This window comes from Verrucomicrobium sp. BvORR106, from assembly GCF_000739655.1.
Classification (GTDB): Bacteria; Verrucomicrobiota; Verrucomicrobiia; order Verrucomicrobiales; family Verrucomicrobiaceae; genus Verrucomicrobium.
Window position 1 is genome coordinate 1 of sequence record NZ_BATR01000147.1, and the last position, 18,475, is coordinate 18,475.

The window sequence follows — 18,475 nt, forward strand, 5'->3', positions numbered from 1 at the left end:
CTCGGTGGCGTGCTCATGATGCAACTCGGGCCATGGCGCCGGCCCGTATGGATGCAGCCGCCCTGGATCGCCCTACTCTGCGTGCTGGGCGGCGCCATCGCCTACCCTCTGGGAAACCGGCTGCTGCTCCTGCACCTGGAACGCACGGGAGAGAACCTCAACGCCACGCAGCGCGTCTTTGGCCTGACGCTGGCCAGCCAGCCCCTGTGGTGCCTTGTCGCGCTCTATGCCTGGTCCCAGGCGGGCATCCCCTCCGCTGGGCAGGTCGGGCTCGCCGCCGGAGTCGCCTTAAGCGCCGGCGTCATCGCCACCATCCTGTTCTTCCAAGCCACCGGCATGGTGCGCAGTCAACCCGTGGCCCTGGGGGCGGCCGAGGCCATGCAGGCGGCGGAGCTCCTCTTTGCCATGGTGCTGGGCGTCCTCTTCCTGCACGAGTCCTGGCCACAAGGCCTGGCCCTGGGCGGAGCCGCCCTGGTGACGCTCGGCATTGTCGCCTTCGCCATCCTCGTCGCCCGCCCCTCAGGGGAAGAACGACGCAAGCTCAAGGCGCTGCGCAGTGATCGCGGTGCGTGAGGCTCGCTTAGCCTCCCACGTGGGCGGCATTTCATTGCCATGGCGCGGCCTCACAACCGTATGACATAGTCCTTGCGCGTGGTTTCGATCACCTCCCAAGTTCCCTTGAACCCCGCCTGCAGAATGAACGCATCCCCCGCACGGAGCGTGTGAGGCTCGCCGCCGTCTTCAGTCACCACCGAGACGCCGCCGAGGATGCGGCAGTACTCCCAGTGAGCATTCTCAAAATGCCACTTGCCCGGCGTGGCCTCCCAGATGCCAGATGACAGGCCACCATCAGCCTCATCGAGGGTCCAGGATTTGAACCGGGGCTTGCCCGATATCACACTGCCCGAGTCAGGCGCTTCCACCTCCGGCTCTACGGCACCAATGCGCATGGCGATAAAGTTCGGCATAGAATGTCCTCCCGCTTCTGTTGTTCACTATGACCGCTTTTTCCGCGTCTTGACACCCGCTGATTTGTCACGCTGGGGCACGTCCCCTTCCGAATCCTTCGCCGGAAGCAATGTCATCGCAGTGGCGGCGATGCGCTTCAGCTCCACCGAAGACATACCGTCGCGGGCCTGCAACGACATGCCCTCCAGAATGGTGTTCAGCGTTGAGGCGAGCGATGCCACATCGGTGTTCGCAGGCAACTGCTCCTCGACAACGGCCCGCTTCAGCCGGGTGAGGAAACAATCTCGCCCCTCCTGCCGGAGTGCTCTAAGCGCATCATTCACCTCCTTTGCCTCCTGGGAGACATTGGTGGCAGCCAGAATCACCATGCATCCGCAGGGCACCTCTTGGGAGGTGAGTATCCCGGCGGCCTCACTGAAGAAGGTGGCCATCGCTTCACGGATATCCCGCGTGTCCTCCATCCGCTGCCAGGTGGCGTTCCAGTACACGTCCTCGTAGTGCTGGACGGCCTCCATGAACAACTGGGCCTTGTTCCCAAAGGCCGCATAGAGACTGGGAGGGTTGATTTCCATGGCGGCGCAGAGTTCTGACATGGCAGCCGGCTCGTACCCGCTCCGCCAGAACACTCCCAGCGCCCGATGGAGCGCCACCTCACGATCAAAAGTGCGCGGACGCCCCTTGCTCTTGTGTGGTGCGAGCTGGGTCTGTTTTTTCGATTTCATGTTCTCCTCTTCAATTCGGGTGGCAAAAAAGTTCTTGACGCCTGTAACGGTCATTACATAATGACACCATTACGTAACGCCCACTACATTAATACCGCATTAAAGACTGACGCGCAAGGGCAAGTCGATCGAGAACCACCATGAGCATCCTCTTCTCTCCCCTCACGCTCCGAGGCGTGACCCTTCGTAACCGCCTGGCCCTGTCTCCCATGTGCCAGTATGAGGCAGTCGATGGATTCGTGACCCCGTATCACGCCGTGCACTATGGCAAATTTGCCTTGGGCGGCTTTGGCCTCGTGCTGGTCGAAGCCACCGCTGTCTCACCAGAGGGCCGTATCACCCATGGTGATCTGGGCTTGTGGGACGATGCCCATATCGAGGGCCTGACGAACATCGCAGCATTCCTCAAGCAGCACAACGCTGTTCCCGGCATCCAGCTCGCCCACGCAGGTCCCAAGGCAGCCATGCAACGCCCCTACCATGGTGACGGCCCCCTCACCGCGGATGACCATGCCCGTGGTGATCTGCCCTGGCCCATTGTCTCAGCCAGTGCCGTGCCGGTGGATGCAGCCTGGCTCGTCCCCAGTGCCCTGGATACAGAAGGCATTGCCAAGGTTCGTTCCGAGTTCGCGGCCGCGGCCCGCCGCGCGCTCACCGCCGGCTTCGAGGTGCTGGAGCTGCATGGCGCGCACGGTTATCTCCTGAACTCCTTCCTGTCTCCACTCACGAATCGCCGGACGGATGCCTATGGCGGCGATCTCCGCAACCGCATGCGGTTTCCGCTTGAAATCGCGGGCGAACTGCGCTCGATCTGGCCGGAGGACAAGCCCCTCTTTGTGCGAATCTCTGCCGTGGATGGAAGTCGTGACGGGTTCACCATTGAGGACAGCATTGTTTTCGCAAAAGAACTGGCCCGGATTGGCGTGGACGTGATCGACTGCTCGTCAGGGGGAATCGGAGGCTACGAGCACCCCAACGGCTACGGATATCAAGTGCCCTACGCTGAACGCATCAGGCACGAAACAGGCCTGAAGACCTTGTCCGTCGGACTGATTGTCGACCCTCACCAGGCGGAATCCATCGTGGCCTCAGGTCAGGCCGATTTTGTGGCCATCGGCCGCGAGGCCCTCCGAGATCCGCATTTCCCACTGCGGGCGGAACAGGTCCTGGGGGCCGCCAATCCCGAGAGCCCCTACGACACCTGGCCCCCGCAGATCGGTTGGTGGCTCAATGGCAGGGAGCGCAAACTTCGCAAAATCGGTCCGTGGGCCGCAGCCAACCGCACCGCGACCGCTTGAGACCTTCCCCGCCCTTTTCACCCTCCACACCAAACAAACCAAAACATGAGCAAACCAAACTACGTGCCGGAATACGATGCCATCGTCGAAGTGTTGAGCCAATACAACGAGGGCGGCGCAAAGGCCAGAAGCGCCATCATGAAACCAGCGTTCCATGAACAGGCCACCATCTTCGGCGTGGATGGCGACGGCAAGCTGGCTGGCGGCCCGATTCAAGGTCTGTTTGACACGATCGACAGCGTGTTCCGCCCTTCCCCAGAAGCCAGGGCCGCCATCGTCCGAATCGACATCGTGGGCACCGCAGCCAGTGCCCGCATCGACACCGACAACATTTCAGGCTTCAGTTTCACCGACTTCTTCAATCTGTTGAAGGTTGAGGGCAAGTGGACGGTCGTCAGCAAGATCTACCACACGCATGCCGCTTGAGCGAATACTGATGATCTGGAGACGATGCCCACTGCCCGCCCCAGCCTAAGTTATTTCATTCACCCAACAAGAAACGCATTATGTCAGCGAACATCAAATCTGTATCGACCAGCGATTTCAACGCCGTCATCGCCACCGCTCAAAAGTACGTCGACGGCCTGCGCATCGGCAGCGCCGCAGGCGTCGCTGAGGCCTTCCACAAAGATGCCGTGATGTATGGCTTCACCAACGGTCAACTCTTGGGCGGCCCGATCAGTAACCTTTATGACTTCGTGCAACAGAACGGCAATGCCCCTGAGATCACCACCCACCTTGATGTGCTGGCGATCACGCCAACTACCGCCGTGGTGCGTGTCGACATGGAAAAGGACGCCATCGGTGCCGACTACAACGACTTCCTCACCCTCATCAAGATTGACGGCATCTGGAAGATCGTCGCCAAGGTCTATCACCAGTTCGAATGACAATTCCCATCCGCCATCACTGTATAGAGGGGACCATGTCGCCGCAGGTTGGCCTACCGGACAGGCTGGATCATGCGACGCATGGATGGGAACGGGGTCAAAAAGTCCCACCCCTTTTTTCTGAACGCGCATGGCGAAATCCCCACGCCAACGGCGTGATACAAAATAGTCCCGCAGTCGCGGGATCAGACCGCGAAGCGGTCGCCACCCCGGGTATCGATGGGAAAACGATGGAACTCCAAAGGAGTTCAACAAACCGTCCAAAACACCTGGAGACAACGCTCTCGCATCCCGTGGCCATCTCGTAATGTGTTCACGGCTTGTAGAACTCGCTTCGGAGTTCCCATGAACCGATTTGCACCCAGGGTGGCGGCTTGATCCACGCCTTACCCCGGGCTTTTATGTATGATGCCCTTGGCGTCAGAGCACTTGTACGTGCCCTACGCCCCCACCGGCAGCTCGGCCGACGTCTTCACCACCTGCATGGGAATGTCTGTCTTGATGTTCCGCACCCCCTTGATGCGCCCGAGGTGCTCGATCTGAAACCGCCGGTATGCCTCCAGATTGGCCACCACCACGCGGAGCAGGAAATCACAATCCCCCGCCATCAGGTGACACTCCACCACCTGCGGCATCTGGCGGACCTCCTCCATGAACCCGCTAGTAGTTTCCTCATCCTGACCCGTGAGCCACACCCGGGCAAACACCGTCAGCCCCAGACCGATCTTCGCCGGGTCCAGCAGCGCCACGTAGCGCTTGATCACGCCCGCCTCCTCCAGCCGCCGCACCCGCCGCAGGCAGGGTGACGGCGACAGGCCCACCTGCTTGGCCAGCTCGACATTCTGCAGCCGACCGTCCCGCTGCAGCGCGGCCAAGATACGCCGATCGATGGAATCCAGAATCATTGGCACAGCATGCCATTCATTCGCCTATCTGCAACACAGCGTGCCACTTCGACCCCTGTATTCAGGCATAAACGCAAGGATCTTTTGTCGCCCTTCGCTTACCGTGCCTACACCATGCAGACTTGTGATATTGCCGCCCCCCACACCCCGGCCATCGCGACCAAGACGCACACCGCCAGCGAGTTCCAACGCGGCGTCGTCGCCTCCATTCCCGTGATGGTGGGCTTCATCCCCTTCGCCCTCGTGCTGGGGACCAATGCCATGCAAAAGGGGTTCGCCACCCCGGAAGTGCCCCTCATGACCGGGCTGAACTTCGGAGGAGGCTCCGAGTTCGCTGCCGTGGAGCTCTGGGGCTCCCCTCCCGTCATCCTGGCCATCGTCGCCATCACCTTCCTCGTGAACAGCCGCCACCTCATCATGGGCGCGGCGTTGGCGCCTCACTTGCGCCACCTGCCAAAGTGGAAGGCGCTACCAGCCCTCTTCCTGATGTGTGATGAGTCTTGGGCCATAGGCCTGGCGGATACGCAGCACCGGAAGAGCTCTGGGCTCTTCCCCGCCTTCAGCCTGCCCTACTATCTGGGGCTCTCCCTCTGTCTGTATGCCACCTGGGTGATCTTCACCGCGGCCGGTGCCTTCCTTGGTCCCCGGCTGGGTGACATCCGCTCCTACGGGTTCGACATGGCATTCCCTGCCGTCTTCCTGGTGCTGCTCAGGGGCATGTGGAAGGGCCTCCGCCCAGCGCTGCCCTGGCTGGTGAGCCTGGCCGTGGCAATCACCACCTACCGGCTGATCCCCGGCGCCTGGTATCTCCCCGCCGGTGCCGCCGCAGGAGTGGCCTTTGCTTGTTGGAACACCAAGTCCCCATCATGAACAGCACTACGCTCATCACCATCGGGGCCATGGCCGCTGTCACTTATCTTACCCGCGTCGGCGGCTATCTCTTTCTGCGCAACCGGGAACTGGGTGCCCGGACCAAGGCCGTGTTGGAAGCCGCCCCCGGCTGCGTGTTGATCGCAGTGATCGCCCCGGAATTCGCATCGGGGAATCCCGCCGACCTCATCGCGCTAGGGGTCACACTCCTTGCCGCCACCCGTCTTTCCCTCCTGCCGACCGTACTCATCGCAGTGGCCACCGCAGGCCTGTTACGCCACGCCGCCCACTTCACTGGCGGATCATAGCGCAAGACACCGCACCGGCACCACGGGGTGCCGGGGCATGCGTCCAGCCTTCTGGTCCACTCAGTAGTACAGCCCGCGTCGGCCGCGAAGCTTGTCATTCACGTTCTCGCGTTTGTCCCAGTAGTCCTCCCGGCGATCTCCCGGGCCGCTCCAGTGGCGACGGTCATAACGGTCTTCGCGACGATCATAGCGATCTTCCACACGGTCCACATGCCCGGCCACACAGGAGGTGAAGCAAGTGGCCGCCAACAAGGCCAACAAGGCCATCAGTACAGCTTTCATAGTTTTAGCGGGTGAGTTAGGCGGGGTGAAGCGCAGGCATCCTTGCAATGCCTTGCCTGTCCCTCGTACAGCGGGCGCTTGGTTGAATGAATGAATATAGGTCGTGGTGCCTGCGTCCTTGAGGCGCATCCACGACACGGGGTCATCATATGGGGCAACCTGCATCGGCTGCACTGGATCGATCATGACGCAAATCCCTCAAAGAGGAAAGCTTCTCCCCTATCCAGAATCCGAAGAAATCACCCTCCACCCGCTGCACCACTGCTTGCGCTCACGAGTCCTGTCTTCACATTCGCGGTATGGATACGGAAATGGAAACGATCGACTGGTCCGAGTTTACCAAGGTGCAACTGCGCGTCGGCAGAGTCATCAGCGCACAGCCCTTTCCTCAGGCCCGGAAGCCCGCCTACATCCTGCAGGTGGATTTCGGCCCCGAACTGGGCATCAAGAAATCCAGCGCCCAGATCACTGACCTCTACACACCGGAGACTCTCGTCGGTCGCCTTGTCGTAGCGGTGGTCAACTTCCCCAAGAAACAGATCGGCCCCATTCAGTCTGAATGCCTGGTCACCGGCTTTCACAATGCCGAGGGACACGTCGCTCTTTGCGTACCAGATCAAGACGTGCCGCTGGGCACGAGGCTTTTATAAAAGATACGAAAGTGACGCCCGCGACCGCACGACGTCACCCATGCCAAGCCCATCAGGACGCCCGCCTCAGCCCATCCCCCCACAATTGGGTGGAAGCCCGCTAACGATTTGTGCGCAGTTATCGCGCCCCTATCTTGTGGCATGCGGATCTACACTGTCATACTTACGAACGGGGACCGAAAAATCTACGAGGCGGATCGTCATGTTACAGGCAGAGATGCATTGGTGCTGCTTCGCCAGAACGGGGAACGGCTGACCTTCCCCATGAGGGATCTCAGAGGCTGGCAGCTCGTGTCCACATCCGCATCTGCACCGATCGCTCAACCTGTCGGCTGAGTTAGCTTCATCTGAGACCATCGCACCAGCAGTGCGAGTCTCATTTTTCCCAACGCACCCGCCCCTTGCCACCCTGCGGCGTGCTTTTCGGGTAGTCTGGATTCACCTTCTGATCCTTCGTCTGCACGAGCGTCGCCGTATCCGGCACAGGTCGCTGGTTTACCCGCACCGCTTCCAGTTTGAAACCCTTCACCGTGACATCGCGATCCGGTGAAAAGATCTCCACCCAGCGTGCAGGATCCGGTCCGTGCCGGTAAGTAGCGGACATGGGCCCCATCTCCACCAGCTTGTACGCAGGTTCAGGCATGAACTGCAAGTCCACGTCCTCAATGGACAGCCCCTCCACATCCGCAGCGATCTGCACCACCCCGGGCCGGGTAAATCGGAGTTGTTTCATCAATACTCGCTCCAGCCTGCCCACCTCCACGCTGAAATCCTTGTCTCGTCCCACCTCAAGATTGGGCTGATCGTACAGCTTGAACTCCCGGATATCCGTGAGGTCGCTCAACACCACATCGCTGATCGGGCACGCCAGGGTATTCCCATTGGAGAAGCGCTTCACCCCAGGCAGCAGCCGGATCGCGTCCGTCGCCTTGCTACCCGCTGGTGCGCCCGTGACCTTCTCCACCAGCACATCCTGAATGGGGCCAAACGTCGGTGTGTAGTTGCGCCATTCCCAGGCATTCAGCGCCACCAGATCATCATGGGTCACACCGGAAATGCCCCGGATCACGCCGTACCGGGCGGGCCCGTTCACATGCACCCCGTCCCGGCCATTTTCCTCGAACCTAATACCCTCCACGTGAAACTGGTTCACGTTGCCCAGATGCACGCCAAAGGACCGGCAGCGACGGATGACCAGGTTCTTCACCACCAGCCTCCGCACATTGCTGAACAGCAGTGTCCCGTTGCAGTTCGGCACCGTTTTGGCCGCATCAGAGCGGCCCGCACGATTGCCATTCTGGCTGGGCACGCCCACCGCCAGCGTGGTCCAGATGCCGCCTTCCACCTCCAGATCATTGTCGGATGCCAGATCGTCCGGCACCGGGCGGTCGGAGAAGTCCCGGATATTCCGGTTGCGAACCATGCAGGAGTTCACGCCCGGCTTGAGGCGGATCTCCGCATCAGGCGCCGCCTTGATCGATTGACGGGAGCCCAGCACCAGCGGCGCATCCAGATAGTACGGTTCCTTGCGCCCCGGAATCTCCAGCTTCCCGTATTTCACAATCGCCGCCTGAAACGCATCCGTCCAGATCTCCGCCGTGACTTCTCGAACCTCCACCCCGCCCTTGCCATCCGGCCAGTCCTCCTTCCACGTGCCGGTCCGCACCTGCGAACGAAACTCCTCCAAAACGGCCGCAGCCGCGGGCTTCACTCCTGGACTGCCGCTCTCAAACTCGATCACCGACTTGCCGGGAACCACCACCGGATCCAGTTCCCACACGTTCCGATACCCGTAAATGTAGAGGGTGATGTAAGTGGGGATGTTGAGACCTGCGCTGGGAAATTTTGGAGGATCAAACTCTGCCGGAAAAAGAGAGCCCGGATCCCCGACGAATGCGGGCTCATCAGGCAAATTGTTCCGACAGTAGATCAGGATCTTGGTCGAGGTATCAGGAATCAACCGTCTCAGCGTAGCCTCTGCCATCTCCGTGTACGGCAGACTCTTGCTGCCCTTGATACGCAACCGGTCAAAATGCGCCCGACTCCTTGCATCCAGGATGACCGTCTTCTCCTCTTTTGCCATCCGCACAAAGTCCGCCTCACTGACCCGACGCGTCACCCGCAGCGCCTCCGCCTCTTGGGCCGCCTTGAGGAACGCCGTGGAATCACTCGAAGCCCCCGTCGGGACCACTGGCGGCGGCACCTCCACCTTGGGCTGCTCGCCCATCAGCAAAAGACTGGAAGCGGAGACCAGAAACAGCCCCACCCCTGTAAGAACTCGAGAAACCCGCGTCATGGACAAAACCATGGCGGGAAAAGCGCGCGACGGCAAGACGCAAGAGCTTGGGGCCGGATGGCGAATGGCGAGGGCGGAGATCTCGAAGGCTCTCACGCAGGTCTAAGTAGCCAGCCGAATCTCTTCCTCGAAGAGGATGCGGCTACAAGCCCAACGTTGACGAGCCTCAAGCGAGTCTACGTTGGGTAACCGAGATATAGAACTCTACTCCGAAGGAGTTTCGGCGGTCTGGCGCTTCTTGAAAACGGCCTGTGCCGGAGAAACCAGGGGAGCGCACGCATCTTGCGTGCTGTTTCCGGCATCCTGCCGGGAACGTCAGTCAGCGCGTGTGACATCAGGGCCAATCGACGTGGAGGTGTTGCTAGCAATGGGCCGATAGCAGATGCTTTCGGCCTTCGCACCTGATCATCCCCTCCGGAGGTACCCAGGGTCTCCGTCCACTTCGTGGCCTATGCCCCTGGGCTGGGTTCGGTGGGCCTTTCAGGCCCCAATCCCCTTCAAAGATTAACTGCGGACTGAGCATGAGACGGTTCTTGAGTGGCCACCTTGCGAAGGCCTGCCTCAGACCGAAGTTGATCCCAGTATGGGATCTGTAGCACAGCCCAAGGTTGGACGAGCCCTAAGCGAGTCAACCTTGGGAAACGTCGCAGGAGATGATCAGGCGGGAAGGCCGACAGCATCCGCTTTCACCCCACCGCCATCAACACCTCCACGTCAGCCCCTCAGGATCCTTGGCAGGCACTAACTGAAGCGTCTACAGCGTCCGTCTTCTCTCTAACTCATCCAGCTTCGACAGACCCAGTCACTCCTCCATCTAACGCACAACGCACTCCCACTCCGGCAACCTCCGGCGGTTGTGCAAGCACAAACCGCCGCTCCTTGGGGGCTAAACCTACTCGTGGCTCAGTGATCACCCCGGCCGCACCACGGCCGCCAACATCGGGTAGTACACCCGGCGATAACTCCAGGCCAGATACACCTCCATGGCGGCGAAGAACAAAGCGATCACCGTACCCTCGGGCGCGGCAAACACATGAAAGGCCACGATGTTCACGATCATCGGAGCGAGAAACGCCAGGGCCAGCGGCACAAAGCGATTGATCAACAGCAGCACGCCGGACACCAGCTGCGTGGCTGCAATGAGCTTGATCATATAACCGGAGCCCAGCAAGCCGGTGAACATGGCCATGGCCGGTTCCGGCATGGGTTTGTCAGGCGGCGGGAAGAAGTTCAAGAAGCCATTGAGGCCAAAGACTGTGAAGCCCAGGCCATAGAAAAGACGGACAATGTGAGGAGCAAAGGCTCCGATGCCGCGTTTGGTTTCGCCATTTGCATTCATAGGACAGATCGTTGAGTGGAGTTGATAAGGTGGGTTGCTCTTGGTGACTACTTCGACGCGGCGGCCCTTGCGGACGCCACAATTCGATCCCGAAGGTCGTCATTCCATCCCCTTGACGATCGGAGCGGCTTCAAAAGGACAAATCACCGCAGAAAAGTTCGTGTTGCTCGCCTCCTCCATCTTGGAAAAGCGATAGCGCGCAACACTTGCATGCGACACACCACCCCCAACACCTGGCGGCGTAGCCGCTTTGGGACTGCGGTGAGAATCACCGCTTTGGCGATCGCTTGTGACGTACAAGTCGCCGCGAAGTCGTCAACGGAGCCCCGTTACCTCCGGCCTCGCCCCACGGAGACGAGCAAGACACAGGACTCCCAAAAGCGGCAATTCTTGCCGCACTCCTAAAATCCGGCAGGCGGGATCAGGTGAAGGCCATCCTCAGCCCCTCACCACCCAATTCCCCAATCTTGTTAATCCTTAAAAATCTAGTCAATCCTGTCTCTGAAAGCACCCCTATTTCCCCATCGCCATCTCTTCGACGATGTTCGCGATTTCCTCTGCCGCACTGGCGTGGGAGATCGCCTGGGCCGCAGCCTTCATGTTGGCCGCCCGTTGATCATTGGTCGTGATCTCACGCACCACGCGAATCAGCTTCTCTGGAGACAAATCAAGCTCCGGCACCATGATGCCAGCCTTGGCCTCGTGGAAGATGCGGGCGTTCAGCGTCTGGTGATCATCTGCCGCATACGGATAAGGCACCAGCAGGCTGGGCACCCCAAAGTACGCGAGCTCCGCCAGCGTGGAAGCACCACTGCGGGCCAGAGCGATATCCGCGATCTTGTAAGCCAGCTCCATGCGATGGCAGAAGGCGGCGATGTGAGAGTGCAGCTTGATCTCCTTGCCGGCGTAGGCATCTGAGACCTCTTGGTAATCTCCAGGCCCCGTGATGTGCAGCATCTGCACGCCCAGAGCGTTCAGCTCATCCAGCGTATGCGTCACCGCATTGTTCAGGCCGCGCGCGCCCTGGCTGCCCCCGATCACCAGCACCGTTTTGCGATTCGGATCGAGGCCAAAGAAGGCATACGGATCCTCCTGGGTCTCCTCCGCCGCACGACGAAGCGCACTGCGGACGGGCGTCCCCACGATGCGGGTCGCCTTCTCCTTGGGGAAATACTTCGCGCACTCCTGAAAGCCCAGCAGCACCGTATCGCAGAACTTTGCGGTGAGCTTGTTCGCCTTGCCCGGGATGGCGTTGGAATCGTGAATGAGCGTCTTGATCTTGGCGCGACGACCAGCCAGCACCGGGGCGAAGGAGGTGAAGCCCCCCATGCCAAGCACCACCTGCGTGTCGTGCTCCCGGATCATCGCCTTGCACTGCTTGAGCCCGTTCCACACACCCAGCAGGAACTTGGGCATCTGCAAGGACAGCGGCTTGGGCATCGCCAGGAAAGGCATTTTTTCGAATCGCAGAGAAGAGTGCCCGCTCGAGGCCAGAGCATCGATCTTCTTCTCACTGATCAAAAGGATCACGTCATGTCCGCGGGCCTGCAACACCTCACCCACCGCGATGCCCGGGAACAAGTGCCCCCCGGTGCCACCGCAGGCGATGATGATATGACGGCTCTTCCAGGGAGACTGACTGGAAGTAGGCGTTGTGGTGCGGGATTTCGTTTGCGGCTTCGCGACGGCTGTCCCTTGAACTTCACTCTGAACAGGAGGGTTCTTGGACTTCTGGCGGTTTTTCTTATAGCGAGCCATGGGAGACCGCAGTCATACGACGACGCCGTATTTCGAGCAAGTCCTTCTTCCGTTCGTAAGGCGTTTGACGGTAGATGTTAATGAGAATTCCGATGCCAATCATGCGGAAAACAAGGCTGGATCCGCCATAGCTGACGAAGGGCAGAGGCAATCCTTTGTTGGGCAGCAGAGCGGTGGTCACGCCCATGTTCAGCAGGGCTTCCAGAGCGATCGTGAGCGTGATACCAAAGGCCAGCAAGCGGCTGAAACGATCCGGTGCCCGATGGGCGATGCTCATGCCTGCCGCGATGAGCAATGAAAATGTGATCACCACAAAAAGGGTGCCATAGAGACCCAGCTCCTCGCCCACCATGGGGAAAATGAAGTCCGTGTGCGCCTCTGGCAGATAGAGCATCTTCTGCCGGCCATTGCCCAGGCCCACGCCCTCGACGCCGCCGGAGCCAAAGGCGATCAAGGCCCGCCACTGCTGCATGCCGAGACCCTCTTTATATTTCTCCAGATCCAGGAAGGCGAAGATACGCTCCACACGGTTGGGCATGAATTTGACCACCCAGGCCAGCCCCCCCAGCCCCGCCCCCAGAATGGGGAGCAGATACATCAGCCGCGTGCCGGCCACGAACATCATGCCGCCGCCCAGCGCGCCTACGAGGGCCGCGCTGCCCAGGTCCACCTCACCCGCGATCAAGGCCACCGTCACAAACACCATGCAGCCGGGCATCAGGAAGCCCTGCTTGAACTCCCGGGTCAGCGGCTCGTGCCGGGTAAACCACCCTGCCAGCAGGATGGCGATCGCCAGCTTCGCCAGCTCTGAGGGCTGCAAATTCGGCCCGCCGATCCCGAGACGCTTCAGGCTGATCCAGCGGGCGGCCCCGTTCACCTCATCGGCAAAGAAAGGCACGTAGCACAGGAGGAGCGCGACGACCGTGACGCCGAAGATCTTCCACCGCAGGCGATAGAGACGCGGATAGGCGATGAACGCCATGACCCCGGCTGCGAGCACCCCAATGCCCAGACGAATGATCTGGCTGCGCAGCGTGAAATACGCCTCCCCACTGGTCTCATCCAAAAAGTAACTCGTGCTGGCCAGCATGACCAGGCCGAGCGCGCTCAGCATGCTGACGGCAAAGACGAGAACGTAAACACTGGCACGGCCCATGGAGAAAGGGAAAGGGAGGGAATGAAAGGGGCGCCTTTTGGGCGCCCCGCAGATTGGTTATTTAGCTGGAATCTTGATCGCCATGCCCTTTTTCAGGCGGCTGGGATTCGTTCCCGGGTTCGCCTTGATCAGCTCGTTGACGCTGATCCCGTTCTTCCGGGCGATCGAGTAGAAGGTGTCCCCTCCCTTGATCTCGTAGGAGCGGCCACCGCCCGTCGCCGCGGCGGGAGCGGGCTTTTCCTTTGCCGTCTCAGCCACCACAGGGGGGGCCTTGGGAGCGGGCTTCTCCTTGGGCGGAGCGTCCTGCAGCTTCACGGGCGAGACTGGGATGGCCTTCTGGGCGGAGCCACCGGAGCCGGCCTTGCCAGCAGGTGGGGAATCTTCCAGCTTGGTCGCACGGGTCTCAGCAGGAGGAGCGTCCTGCAGGGTCACCGGCTTAGCCTTGATCAGGGTCGGGGCGGGATGGGACTCACCCGACTTGCTCTTGGTGCCAGCGGAATCCGCCACCACCGCCGCCTTGAAGGACTCCGGCTGGCCTTTGCCCGCCTTGCCACTCACTTCCTTGGCTGCGGCCACGGTCGATTCATGGCTGGTCTGGCCAGAGGTCAACGCTACCGCCGCCGCGGGAGCCGGCACTTCATTGGCCACCTCCTTGCGCAGCGGGAGTTGCAGACGGCGGCTGACGTACAGCTCACCATTCTGATCCAGCTGATTCAGGCGGATGATTTCCTCGGTGGTTGCCCCCGTCGCGTCCGCGATGGACTGGACCGTGTCGCCAGAGCGCACCTGGTACTCAGAGAGTTCACTACGCTTCACCACGTTGCTGTTCCCAGCATCCGTCCCGTCACCCGGCAGAGCAGGCGGAGCCTTGCCCATGCCCGTGGCCACGGGCACCTTCGGCCGGTCCGAGACAATGTTGTAAAGCACGATCGCCCCAATCAGAAACACGTGGAGCAGCAACAGAAACACAAACACGCGGCCGAGGTTGCCGCTCTGCTCTCGCTCCGTCCAATCCGCCTGATCCCCGTTCTCCACCGCGGACACATAGTGCCTGCGGAAGCTTTCCGACGCAAAGAGGCGCCGCGTGGGTGAGAGGTTGGATTTGTCATTCATAAGCGTCTCTCCTCGGCGGAGTTTAATTCAAAATGGGGGTAGGCAAACTCAAAACGGCATCCCGGAACACATTGCCGCGCTCTGCGTAGCCGCTGAACATGTCGAAGGAGGAAGTTCCGGGTGAGAATACGATGGACTGTCGCGGGGCGGCGAGCTGGGTGGCGATTTCTACTGCGGCCACCACACTGGGAGCCTGCCGACAGGGCACCAGGTCCGAGAACAGGGCACTCAGTTTGTCGGCAATCTCTCCTATGGTTACCAGAGCAGTCACCTTCTCCGTAATTAAGCTTCGGAAAGGTGAATAATCAAGACCCTTCTCCTTCCCGCCTGCAATTAGTACCACTGGCGCATCCTGAGATCTCAGGCAGGTCTCCAGGGCGTGCAGGTTCGTCGCCTTGGAATCATTGATGTACGAGCGACCGTTGACCACGCTGACCAGTTCACACCGGTGCCGCGCGGGCTCATACCCGCTCAGGGCCTCCAGCATGTCCTCAAAGGCCAGCCCCATCACCCAGCCTGCCGCCAGGGCCGCCATCTGGTTTTCGATGTTGTGGCGCTCATGCAGCGGCAGGTCCGAAACTCGGGCGATCTTCTCCCCGCGGAAGAGGATCCGGTCGTGGTAGAGCATGAAGTCCGCCTCCACCTCCGGTTCCGTGGTGAAGGTCACCACCCGAGGCTGCAGATCCCCCAGTGGCTCCCCCGCCCGGATGATGGCGACATCATTGGGCGTCATGTAGTCAAAGATCCGTTTCTTCGCGGCAAAGTAGGCCTCGTTGTCCGGATAGCGATCCAGGTGATCCGGCGCGAAGTTCAGCCACACCGCCACCCGCGGGCGGAAGCTCGTGATGGTCTCCAGCTGGAAGGAGCTGATCTCCACCGTGAGCAGGTCATAGGTCTCCCCGCTCACTGCCACCTCGCTCAGCGCGTGGCCGTAGTTCCCACAGGCGATGGTGCGGTGACCACAGCCGTTGAACATCCGCTCCATCAGCTCCGTTGTGGTCGTCTTCCCGTTGGTGCCCGTGATGGCCACCGTGGGGACCTCCTTGATGGGCCTCCAGGCAAACTCGATCTCCCCCACCAGCGGCACACCCGCATCGGTGAAGGCCTTGGGCAGCGGCCAGCCGGCATCGAGTCCGGGGCTGGTCACCACCAGACGGAAGGGTCTCTCCGCCACGGCCGTCTTGGCCGCCTCAATGCCGAGCCGGTATTCAATGCCCTCGTCCGCGATGGCTTGAACGGCCTTCTGGAGTTTCACCGGATCACCTTCATCGAAGATGACGGGCACCGCTCCGAGCTGTCGGGCGAGCCGGGCCGCGCCGAGGCCGCTGCGGCCGGCACCGAGAATGGCTACATGCTGATTGGCAAGGTCGTAATCGGAACGTGGGTCCATGGGTGGGAGAGGCCGTGAATCAACGCAGTTTGAGGGTCGCCAGGCCCACAAGGGCCAAAATTAACGACAGCATCCAAAAACGTACCACAACCTGGCTCTCCTGCCATCCCCCGAGTTCAAAATGGTGATGAATGGGAGCCATGCGGAAAATGCGGACCTTGCGCAGCTTGAAGCTGGCCACCTGGAGCATCACGGAACCCGCCTCCATGACGAAGACGCCGCCCACGATGAGGAGGATCAGTTCCTGCTTGCAACCAATCGCCAGCGTGGGGATCGCCCCGCCCAGGGCCAGGGAACCGGTGTCCCCCATGAACATGCGCGCTGGCTGGCAGTTGAACCACAGGAATCCAAAACACGCCCCCACCAGGGCCATGGCCACGATGGTGAGCTCATCCGCCAGGTGAAAGTACGGGATGAGCAAGAACTTGGCGAAGTTCACATTGCTGGCCAGGTAGCAAAATCCGGCATAGGCCAGCCCCGTGCTGATGGAGCACCCCGTCGCCAGGCCATCCAGACCATCCGTGAGGTTCACCGCATTGGAGAAGCCCACGATCATCAGCGAGAAGAAGATCACCGCAAAGAAGCCCATGTCCAGGATGAGCGGCTCCTTGAAGAACGGGATGTAGAGGCTGCGATACGTCACCACCTGGTTGTCATACGTCACTCCGCCCGGCAGTCCGTAGGCAAAGATCCACGAGACCGTGATGGCCACGGCAAACTGCCAGACCAGCTTGGTCTTCGCGCTCACGCCCTTGGAGTTTTTCCGCGCGACTTTCTCATAGTCATCCCAGAAGCCCAGCAGACCAAGCGCCAGCGTGGTGCCCAGCACCATCCACACGATCGGATTCCCCCAGTCCGTCCAGAGCAGGACAGAGAGGGTGAAGGTGGCGAGGATCATGACCCCGCCCATCGTCGGCGTGCCCGCCTTCTTCCCATGCAGGTCAAAGAGCTTCTGCACCTCTTCCTTGGAGCGAATCGGCTGCCCGACCTTCAGCGAGATGAGCTTGCGGATGACCCGTTCCCCAAACAGGAGGGACAACAGAAACGCCGTGAGACAAGCCCCGCCGGCGCGGAAGGTGTGATAGTGCAGGAGGTTGAGCAGGGAGGAGAGCAGAGTGTCTCCAACGGAGTTCCGAAATTCAGCGAGCCAGTGTATCATGATGCCGGGTTGTCGAGATGTGTGAGCACTTGCTCCATGCCAGCAGAACGGCTTCCTTTCAACAAAACCGCATCACCTTCGTGCAACCATTCGGTGAGGCAGGCAGCGACGGCGGCATGAGATGAGAAATTTCTATAGTCTCCCGATCCACCCGAGGCTCCAGCCTGAGAGGTGATCAGGGCAGCTTCTTCACCGACACTAAAGACGGCATCCAAGCCCAGCTCAGCAGCATACCCACCCACCTCCCGGTGACTGGATTCCGCATGCGGTCCCAGCTCCCCCATCCGACCCAGCACGGCCACGCGACGCCCGGGAATCTTCAACCCCGCCAGCGTCTTCAGCCCCGCCCGCATGGAGTCCGGGTTCGCATTGTAGGAATCATCCAGCACGGTGACCCCGCGCCAGGTTTTCACCTGCACACGCCCTTTGGTCAACTGCACCTCGCCCAGAGCCGCCGCGATATCCTGCGGCACCACGCCAAAGTGCCAACCCACGGCGGCTGCCAGAGCGGCATTGCCCACCATGTGTTCCCCGGGCACCGGCAGATGAACATCCACCACCACACGCCCGTCAAAGTTCAGGCTAAAGAAAGAGCCGCGGGCTCCGCTCTCCGTGAGCGTGGCCACCACATCCCCTTCGCCCACCCCAGCCAGGACGACCCGTGCATGACTTCGGGCGGCGATGGAGGAAGAAAAGTCGTCGTTGGCATTAAGCACCACCACCCCACCGTGCGGCACGGCCTCAGCCAGCGTGCCTTTCTCCTGGGCAATCCCTTCACGAGAGCCCATGTACTCAATGTGAGCCACGCCGATGTTCGTGATGATGGCCGCATCCGGACGGGCGATCCCCGCGAGCACGGCAATCTCCCCGTGATGGTTCATGCCCATCTCCAGCACCGCACACGTGTCCCCCTCCTCCATGCGGAGGATGGTCAGCGGCAGACCGATGTGGTTGTTAAAATTTCCCAGCGTGGCACACACCTGGTACTTCTTCCGCAACACCGCAGCGACAAGGTCCTTCGTGGACGTCTTGCCATTGCTGCCCGTGATGCCGATCACCAACGGGTTCAGGAGTTCGCGGTAAGCACGCGCCAGCTGCTGCAGCGCCAGCAGCGTGTCCGTCACCTGGATGACGGCACAGCCCAGCGCCTCCACATTCTCCGGCAGCCGGCTGACGATGACTGCCGCCGCACCGGCCTGGGCCACCTGCGGGACAAAGTCATGCGCATCAAACTTCTCCCCCACCAGGGCCACAAAGAGCTCTCCCGGCTGGATCTTCCGGGAGTCCGTATTGACGCTGGTGCAGGTCGCAGCGGGATCACCGTGAACGAGGCGACCGCCGCTGTACGAGGCAATGGTTTCAAGAGTCAA

19 protein-coding genes are annotated in these 18,475 nt (G+C 60.9%); 7 read left to right on the forward strand and 12 right to left on the reverse strand.

Annotation, left to right across the window (positions count from 1 at the left end; all coding sequences use genetic code 11):
- Positions 1 to 573: multidrug resistance efflux transporter family protein (locus tag BV106_RS26510; RefSeq protein WP_265596094.1), on the forward strand; the 573-nt coding region annotated here is incomplete at its 5' end.
- A 50-nt stretch (positions 574 to 623) separates the two neighbouring features.
- Here the strand turns inward: BV106_RS26510 and BV106_RS26515 are convergent.
- Together BV106_RS26515 and BV106_RS26520 are read right to left on the reverse strand one after the other, a co-directional pair.
- Positions 624 to 968, reverse strand: coding sequence for a cupin domain-containing protein (locus BV106_RS26515; RefSeq protein ID WP_038169791.1), 345 nt, complete (start codon positions 966 to 968; stop codon positions 624 to 626).
- Between the two features lie 27 nt (positions 969 to 995).
- Positions 996 to 1,691 carry a TetR/AcrR family transcriptional regulator gene (locus tag BV106_RS26520; protein ID WP_051946371.1) on the reverse strand — a complete coding sequence of 232 codons (696 nt, stop codon included), beginning with the start codon at positions 1,689 to 1,691 and terminating at the stop codon, positions 996 to 998.
- A 140-nt stretch (positions 1,692 to 1,831) separates the two neighbouring features.
- Here BV106_RS26520 and BV106_RS26525 point away from each other — a divergent pair, with 140 nt between their 5' ends.
- From BV106_RS26525 to BV106_RS26535, 3 genes are all read left to right on the forward strand, one after another.
- Complete coding sequence (locus tag BV106_RS26525) at positions 1,832 to 2,989, forward strand: NADH:flavin oxidoreductase/NADH oxidase (protein WP_038169793.1); 1,158 nt, start codon at positions 1,832 to 1,834, stop codon at positions 2,987 to 2,989.
- A gap of 45 nt (positions 2,990 to 3,034) precedes the next feature.
- Positions 3,035 to 3,415 (forward strand): nuclear transport factor 2 family protein, encoded by a 381-nt coding sequence (locus BV106_RS26530; RefSeq protein ID WP_038169795.1) that lies wholly within the window; start codon positions 3,035 to 3,037, stop codon positions 3,413 to 3,415.
- Between the two features lie 80 nt (positions 3,416 to 3,495).
- Positions 3,496 to 3,879, forward strand: coding sequence for a nuclear transport factor 2 family protein (locus tag BV106_RS26535; protein WP_038169797.1), 384 nt, complete (start codon positions 3,496 to 3,498; stop codon positions 3,877 to 3,879).
- Between the two features lie 440 nt (positions 3,880 to 4,319).
- Here BV106_RS26535 and BV106_RS26540 read toward each other — a convergent pair whose 3' ends face one another.
- Positions 4,320 to 4,784, reverse strand: coding sequence for an Lrp/AsnC family transcriptional regulator (locus BV106_RS26540; RefSeq protein WP_038169799.1), 465 nt, complete (start codon positions 4,782 to 4,784; stop codon positions 4,320 to 4,322).
- A 114-nt stretch (positions 4,785 to 4,898) separates the two neighbouring features.
- On the opposite strand from BV106_RS26540, the gene BV106_RS26545 reads away from it, so the two are divergent.
- Both BV106_RS26545 and BV106_RS26550 read left to right on the forward strand, forming a co-directional pair.
- Complete coding sequence (locus BV106_RS26545; RefSeq protein WP_038169836.1) at positions 4,899 to 5,654, forward strand: AzlC family ABC transporter permease; 756 nt, start codon at positions 4,899 to 4,901, stop codon at positions 5,652 to 5,654.
- A complete protein-coding gene (locus BV106_RS26550) occupies positions 5,651 to 5,962 on the forward strand; it encodes an AzlD family protein (protein ID WP_265596095.1) in 312 nt (103 codons plus the stop codon). Before BV106_RS26545 ends, BV106_RS26550 begins: the two co-directional genes overlap by 4 nt.
- A 60-nt stretch (positions 5,963 to 6,022) precedes the next feature.
- Here the strand turns inward: BV106_RS26550 and BV106_RS26555 are convergent, their stop codons facing one another.
- Positions 6,023 to 6,244, reverse strand: coding sequence for a hypothetical protein (locus tag BV106_RS26555; RefSeq protein ID WP_038169801.1), 222 nt, complete (start codon positions 6,242 to 6,244; stop codon positions 6,023 to 6,025).
- Between the two features lie 311 nt (positions 6,245 to 6,555).
- Between BV106_RS26555 and BV106_RS26560 the strand changes: the two genes are divergently transcribed.
- A complete protein-coding gene (locus BV106_RS26560) occupies positions 6,556 to 6,894 on the forward strand; it encodes a tRNA-binding protein (RefSeq protein WP_038169838.1) in 339 nt (112 codons plus the stop codon).
- A gap of 376 nt (positions 6,895 to 7,270) precedes the next feature.
- On the opposite strand, the gene BV106_RS36290 is transcribed toward BV106_RS26560, so the two are convergent.
- The 8 genes from BV106_RS36290 to murF all read right to left on the reverse strand — a co-directional run bounded on the left by BV106_RS36290 (position 7,271) and on the right by murF (position 18,475).
- Positions 7,271 to 9,202: a rhodanese-like domain-containing protein gene (locus tag BV106_RS36290; protein ID WP_265596096.1), complete on the reverse strand. Its 1,932-nt coding sequence runs from the start codon at positions 9,200 to 9,202 to the stop codon at positions 7,271 to 7,273.
- An 898-nt stretch (positions 9,203 to 10,100) separates the two neighbouring features.
- Complete coding sequence (locus BV106_RS26570) at positions 10,101 to 10,529, reverse strand: DoxX family membrane protein (RefSeq protein WP_051946366.1); 429 nt, start codon at positions 10,527 to 10,529, stop codon at positions 10,101 to 10,103.
- Positions 10,530 to 11,042: 513 nt separating this feature from the next.
- The gene (gene murG, locus BV106_RS26575; protein ID WP_038169803.1) at positions 11,043 to 12,287 is read right to left on the reverse strand and encodes an undecaprenyldiphospho-muramoylpentapeptide beta-N-acetylglucosaminyltransferase; all 1,245 of its coding nucleotides are present in this window, start codon (positions 12,285 to 12,287) and stop codon (positions 11,043 to 11,045) included.
- The gene (locus BV106_RS26580; RefSeq protein WP_051946367.1) at positions 12,274 to 13,443 is read right to left on the reverse strand and encodes a putative peptidoglycan glycosyltransferase FtsW; all 1,170 of its coding nucleotides are present in this window, start codon (positions 13,441 to 13,443) and stop codon (positions 12,274 to 12,276) included. Before BV106_RS26580 ends, murG begins: the two co-directional genes overlap by 14 nt.
- A gap of 57 nt (positions 13,444 to 13,500) precedes the next feature.
- Positions 13,501 to 14,556: a LysM peptidoglycan-binding domain-containing protein gene (locus BV106_RS26585; protein ID WP_038169805.1), complete on the reverse strand. Its 1,056-nt coding sequence runs from the start codon at positions 14,554 to 14,556 to the stop codon at positions 13,501 to 13,503.
- A gap of 22 nt (positions 14,557 to 14,578) precedes the next feature.
- Positions 14,579 to 15,946 (reverse strand): UDP-N-acetylmuramoyl-L-alanine--D-glutamate ligase, encoded by a 1,368-nt coding sequence (murD, locus tag BV106_RS26590; RefSeq protein WP_038169809.1) that lies wholly within the window; start codon positions 15,944 to 15,946, stop codon positions 14,579 to 14,581.
- A 19-nt stretch (positions 15,947 to 15,965) separates the two neighbouring features.
- On the reverse strand, positions 15,966 to 17,105 hold the full coding sequence (mraY, locus tag BV106_RS26595) for a phospho-N-acetylmuramoyl-pentapeptide-transferase (RefSeq protein WP_265596097.1): 1,140 nt from the start codon (positions 17,103 to 17,105) through the stop codon (positions 15,966 to 15,968).
- A complete protein-coding gene (murF, locus tag BV106_RS26600; RefSeq protein ID WP_265596098.1) occupies positions 17,102 to 18,475 on the reverse strand; it encodes a UDP-N-acetylmuramoyl-tripeptide--D-alanyl-D-alanine ligase in 1,374 nt (457 codons plus the stop codon). The genes mraY and murF overlap by 4 nt, the downstream gene beginning before the upstream one ends.

Coding starts and splice junctions, on each gene's coding strand:
- BV106_RS26515 (WP_038169791.1), bottom strand. CDS start 968: ATGCCGAACTTTATCGCCATGCGCATTGGTGCCGTAGAGCCGGAGGTG.
- BV106_RS26520 (WP_051946371.1), bottom strand. CDS start 1,691: ATGAAATCGAAAAAACAGACCCAGCTCGCACCACACAAGAGCAAGGGG.
- BV106_RS26525 (WP_038169793.1), top strand. CDS start 1,832: ATGAGCATCCTCTTCTCTCCCCTCACGCTCCGAGGCGTGACCCTTCGT.
- BV106_RS26530 (WP_038169795.1), top strand. CDS start 3,035: ATGAGCAAACCAAACTACGTGCCGGAATACGATGCCATCGTCGAAGTG.
- BV106_RS26535 (WP_038169797.1), top strand. CDS start 3,496: ATGTCAGCGAACATCAAATCTGTATCGACCAGCGATTTCAACGCCGTC.
- BV106_RS26540 (WP_038169799.1), bottom strand. CDS start 4,784: ATGATTCTGGATTCCATCGATCGGCGTATCTTGGCCGCGCTGCAGCGG.
- BV106_RS26545 (WP_038169836.1), top strand. CDS start 4,899: ATGCAGACTTGTGATATTGCCGCCCCCCACACCCCGGCCATCGCGACC.
- BV106_RS26550 (WP_265596095.1), top strand. CDS start 5,651: ATGAACAGCACTACGCTCATCACCATCGGGGCCATGGCCGCTGTCACT.
- BV106_RS26555 (WP_038169801.1), bottom strand. CDS start 6,244: ATGAAAGCTGTACTGATGGCCTTGTTGGCCTTGTTGGCGGCCACTTGC.
- BV106_RS26560 (WP_038169838.1), top strand. CDS start 6,556: ATGGAAACGATCGACTGGTCCGAGTTTACCAAGGTGCAACTGCGCGTC.
- BV106_RS36290 (WP_265596096.1), bottom strand. CDS start 9,202: ATGGTTTTGTCCATGACGCGGGTTTCTCGAGTTCTTACAGGGGTGGGG.
- BV106_RS26570 (WP_051946366.1), bottom strand. CDS start 10,529: ATGAATGCAAATGGCGAAACCAAACGCGGCATCGGAGCCTTTGCTCCT.
- murG (WP_038169803.1), bottom strand. CDS start 12,287: ATGGCTCGCTATAAGAAAAACCGCCAGAAGTCCAAGAACCCTCCTGTT.
- BV106_RS26580 (WP_051946367.1), bottom strand. CDS start 13,443: ATGGGCCGTGCCAGTGTTTACGTTCTCGTCTTTGCCGTCAGCATGCTG.
- BV106_RS26585 (WP_038169805.1), bottom strand. CDS start 14,556: ATGAATGACAAATCCAACCTCTCACCCACGCGGCGCCTCTTTGCGTCG.
- murD (WP_038169809.1), bottom strand. CDS start 15,946: ATGGACCCACGTTCCGATTACGACCTTGCCAATCAGCATGTAGCCATT.
- mraY (WP_265596097.1), bottom strand. CDS start 17,105: ATGATACACTGGCTCGCTGAATTTCGGAACTCCGTTGGAGACACTCTG.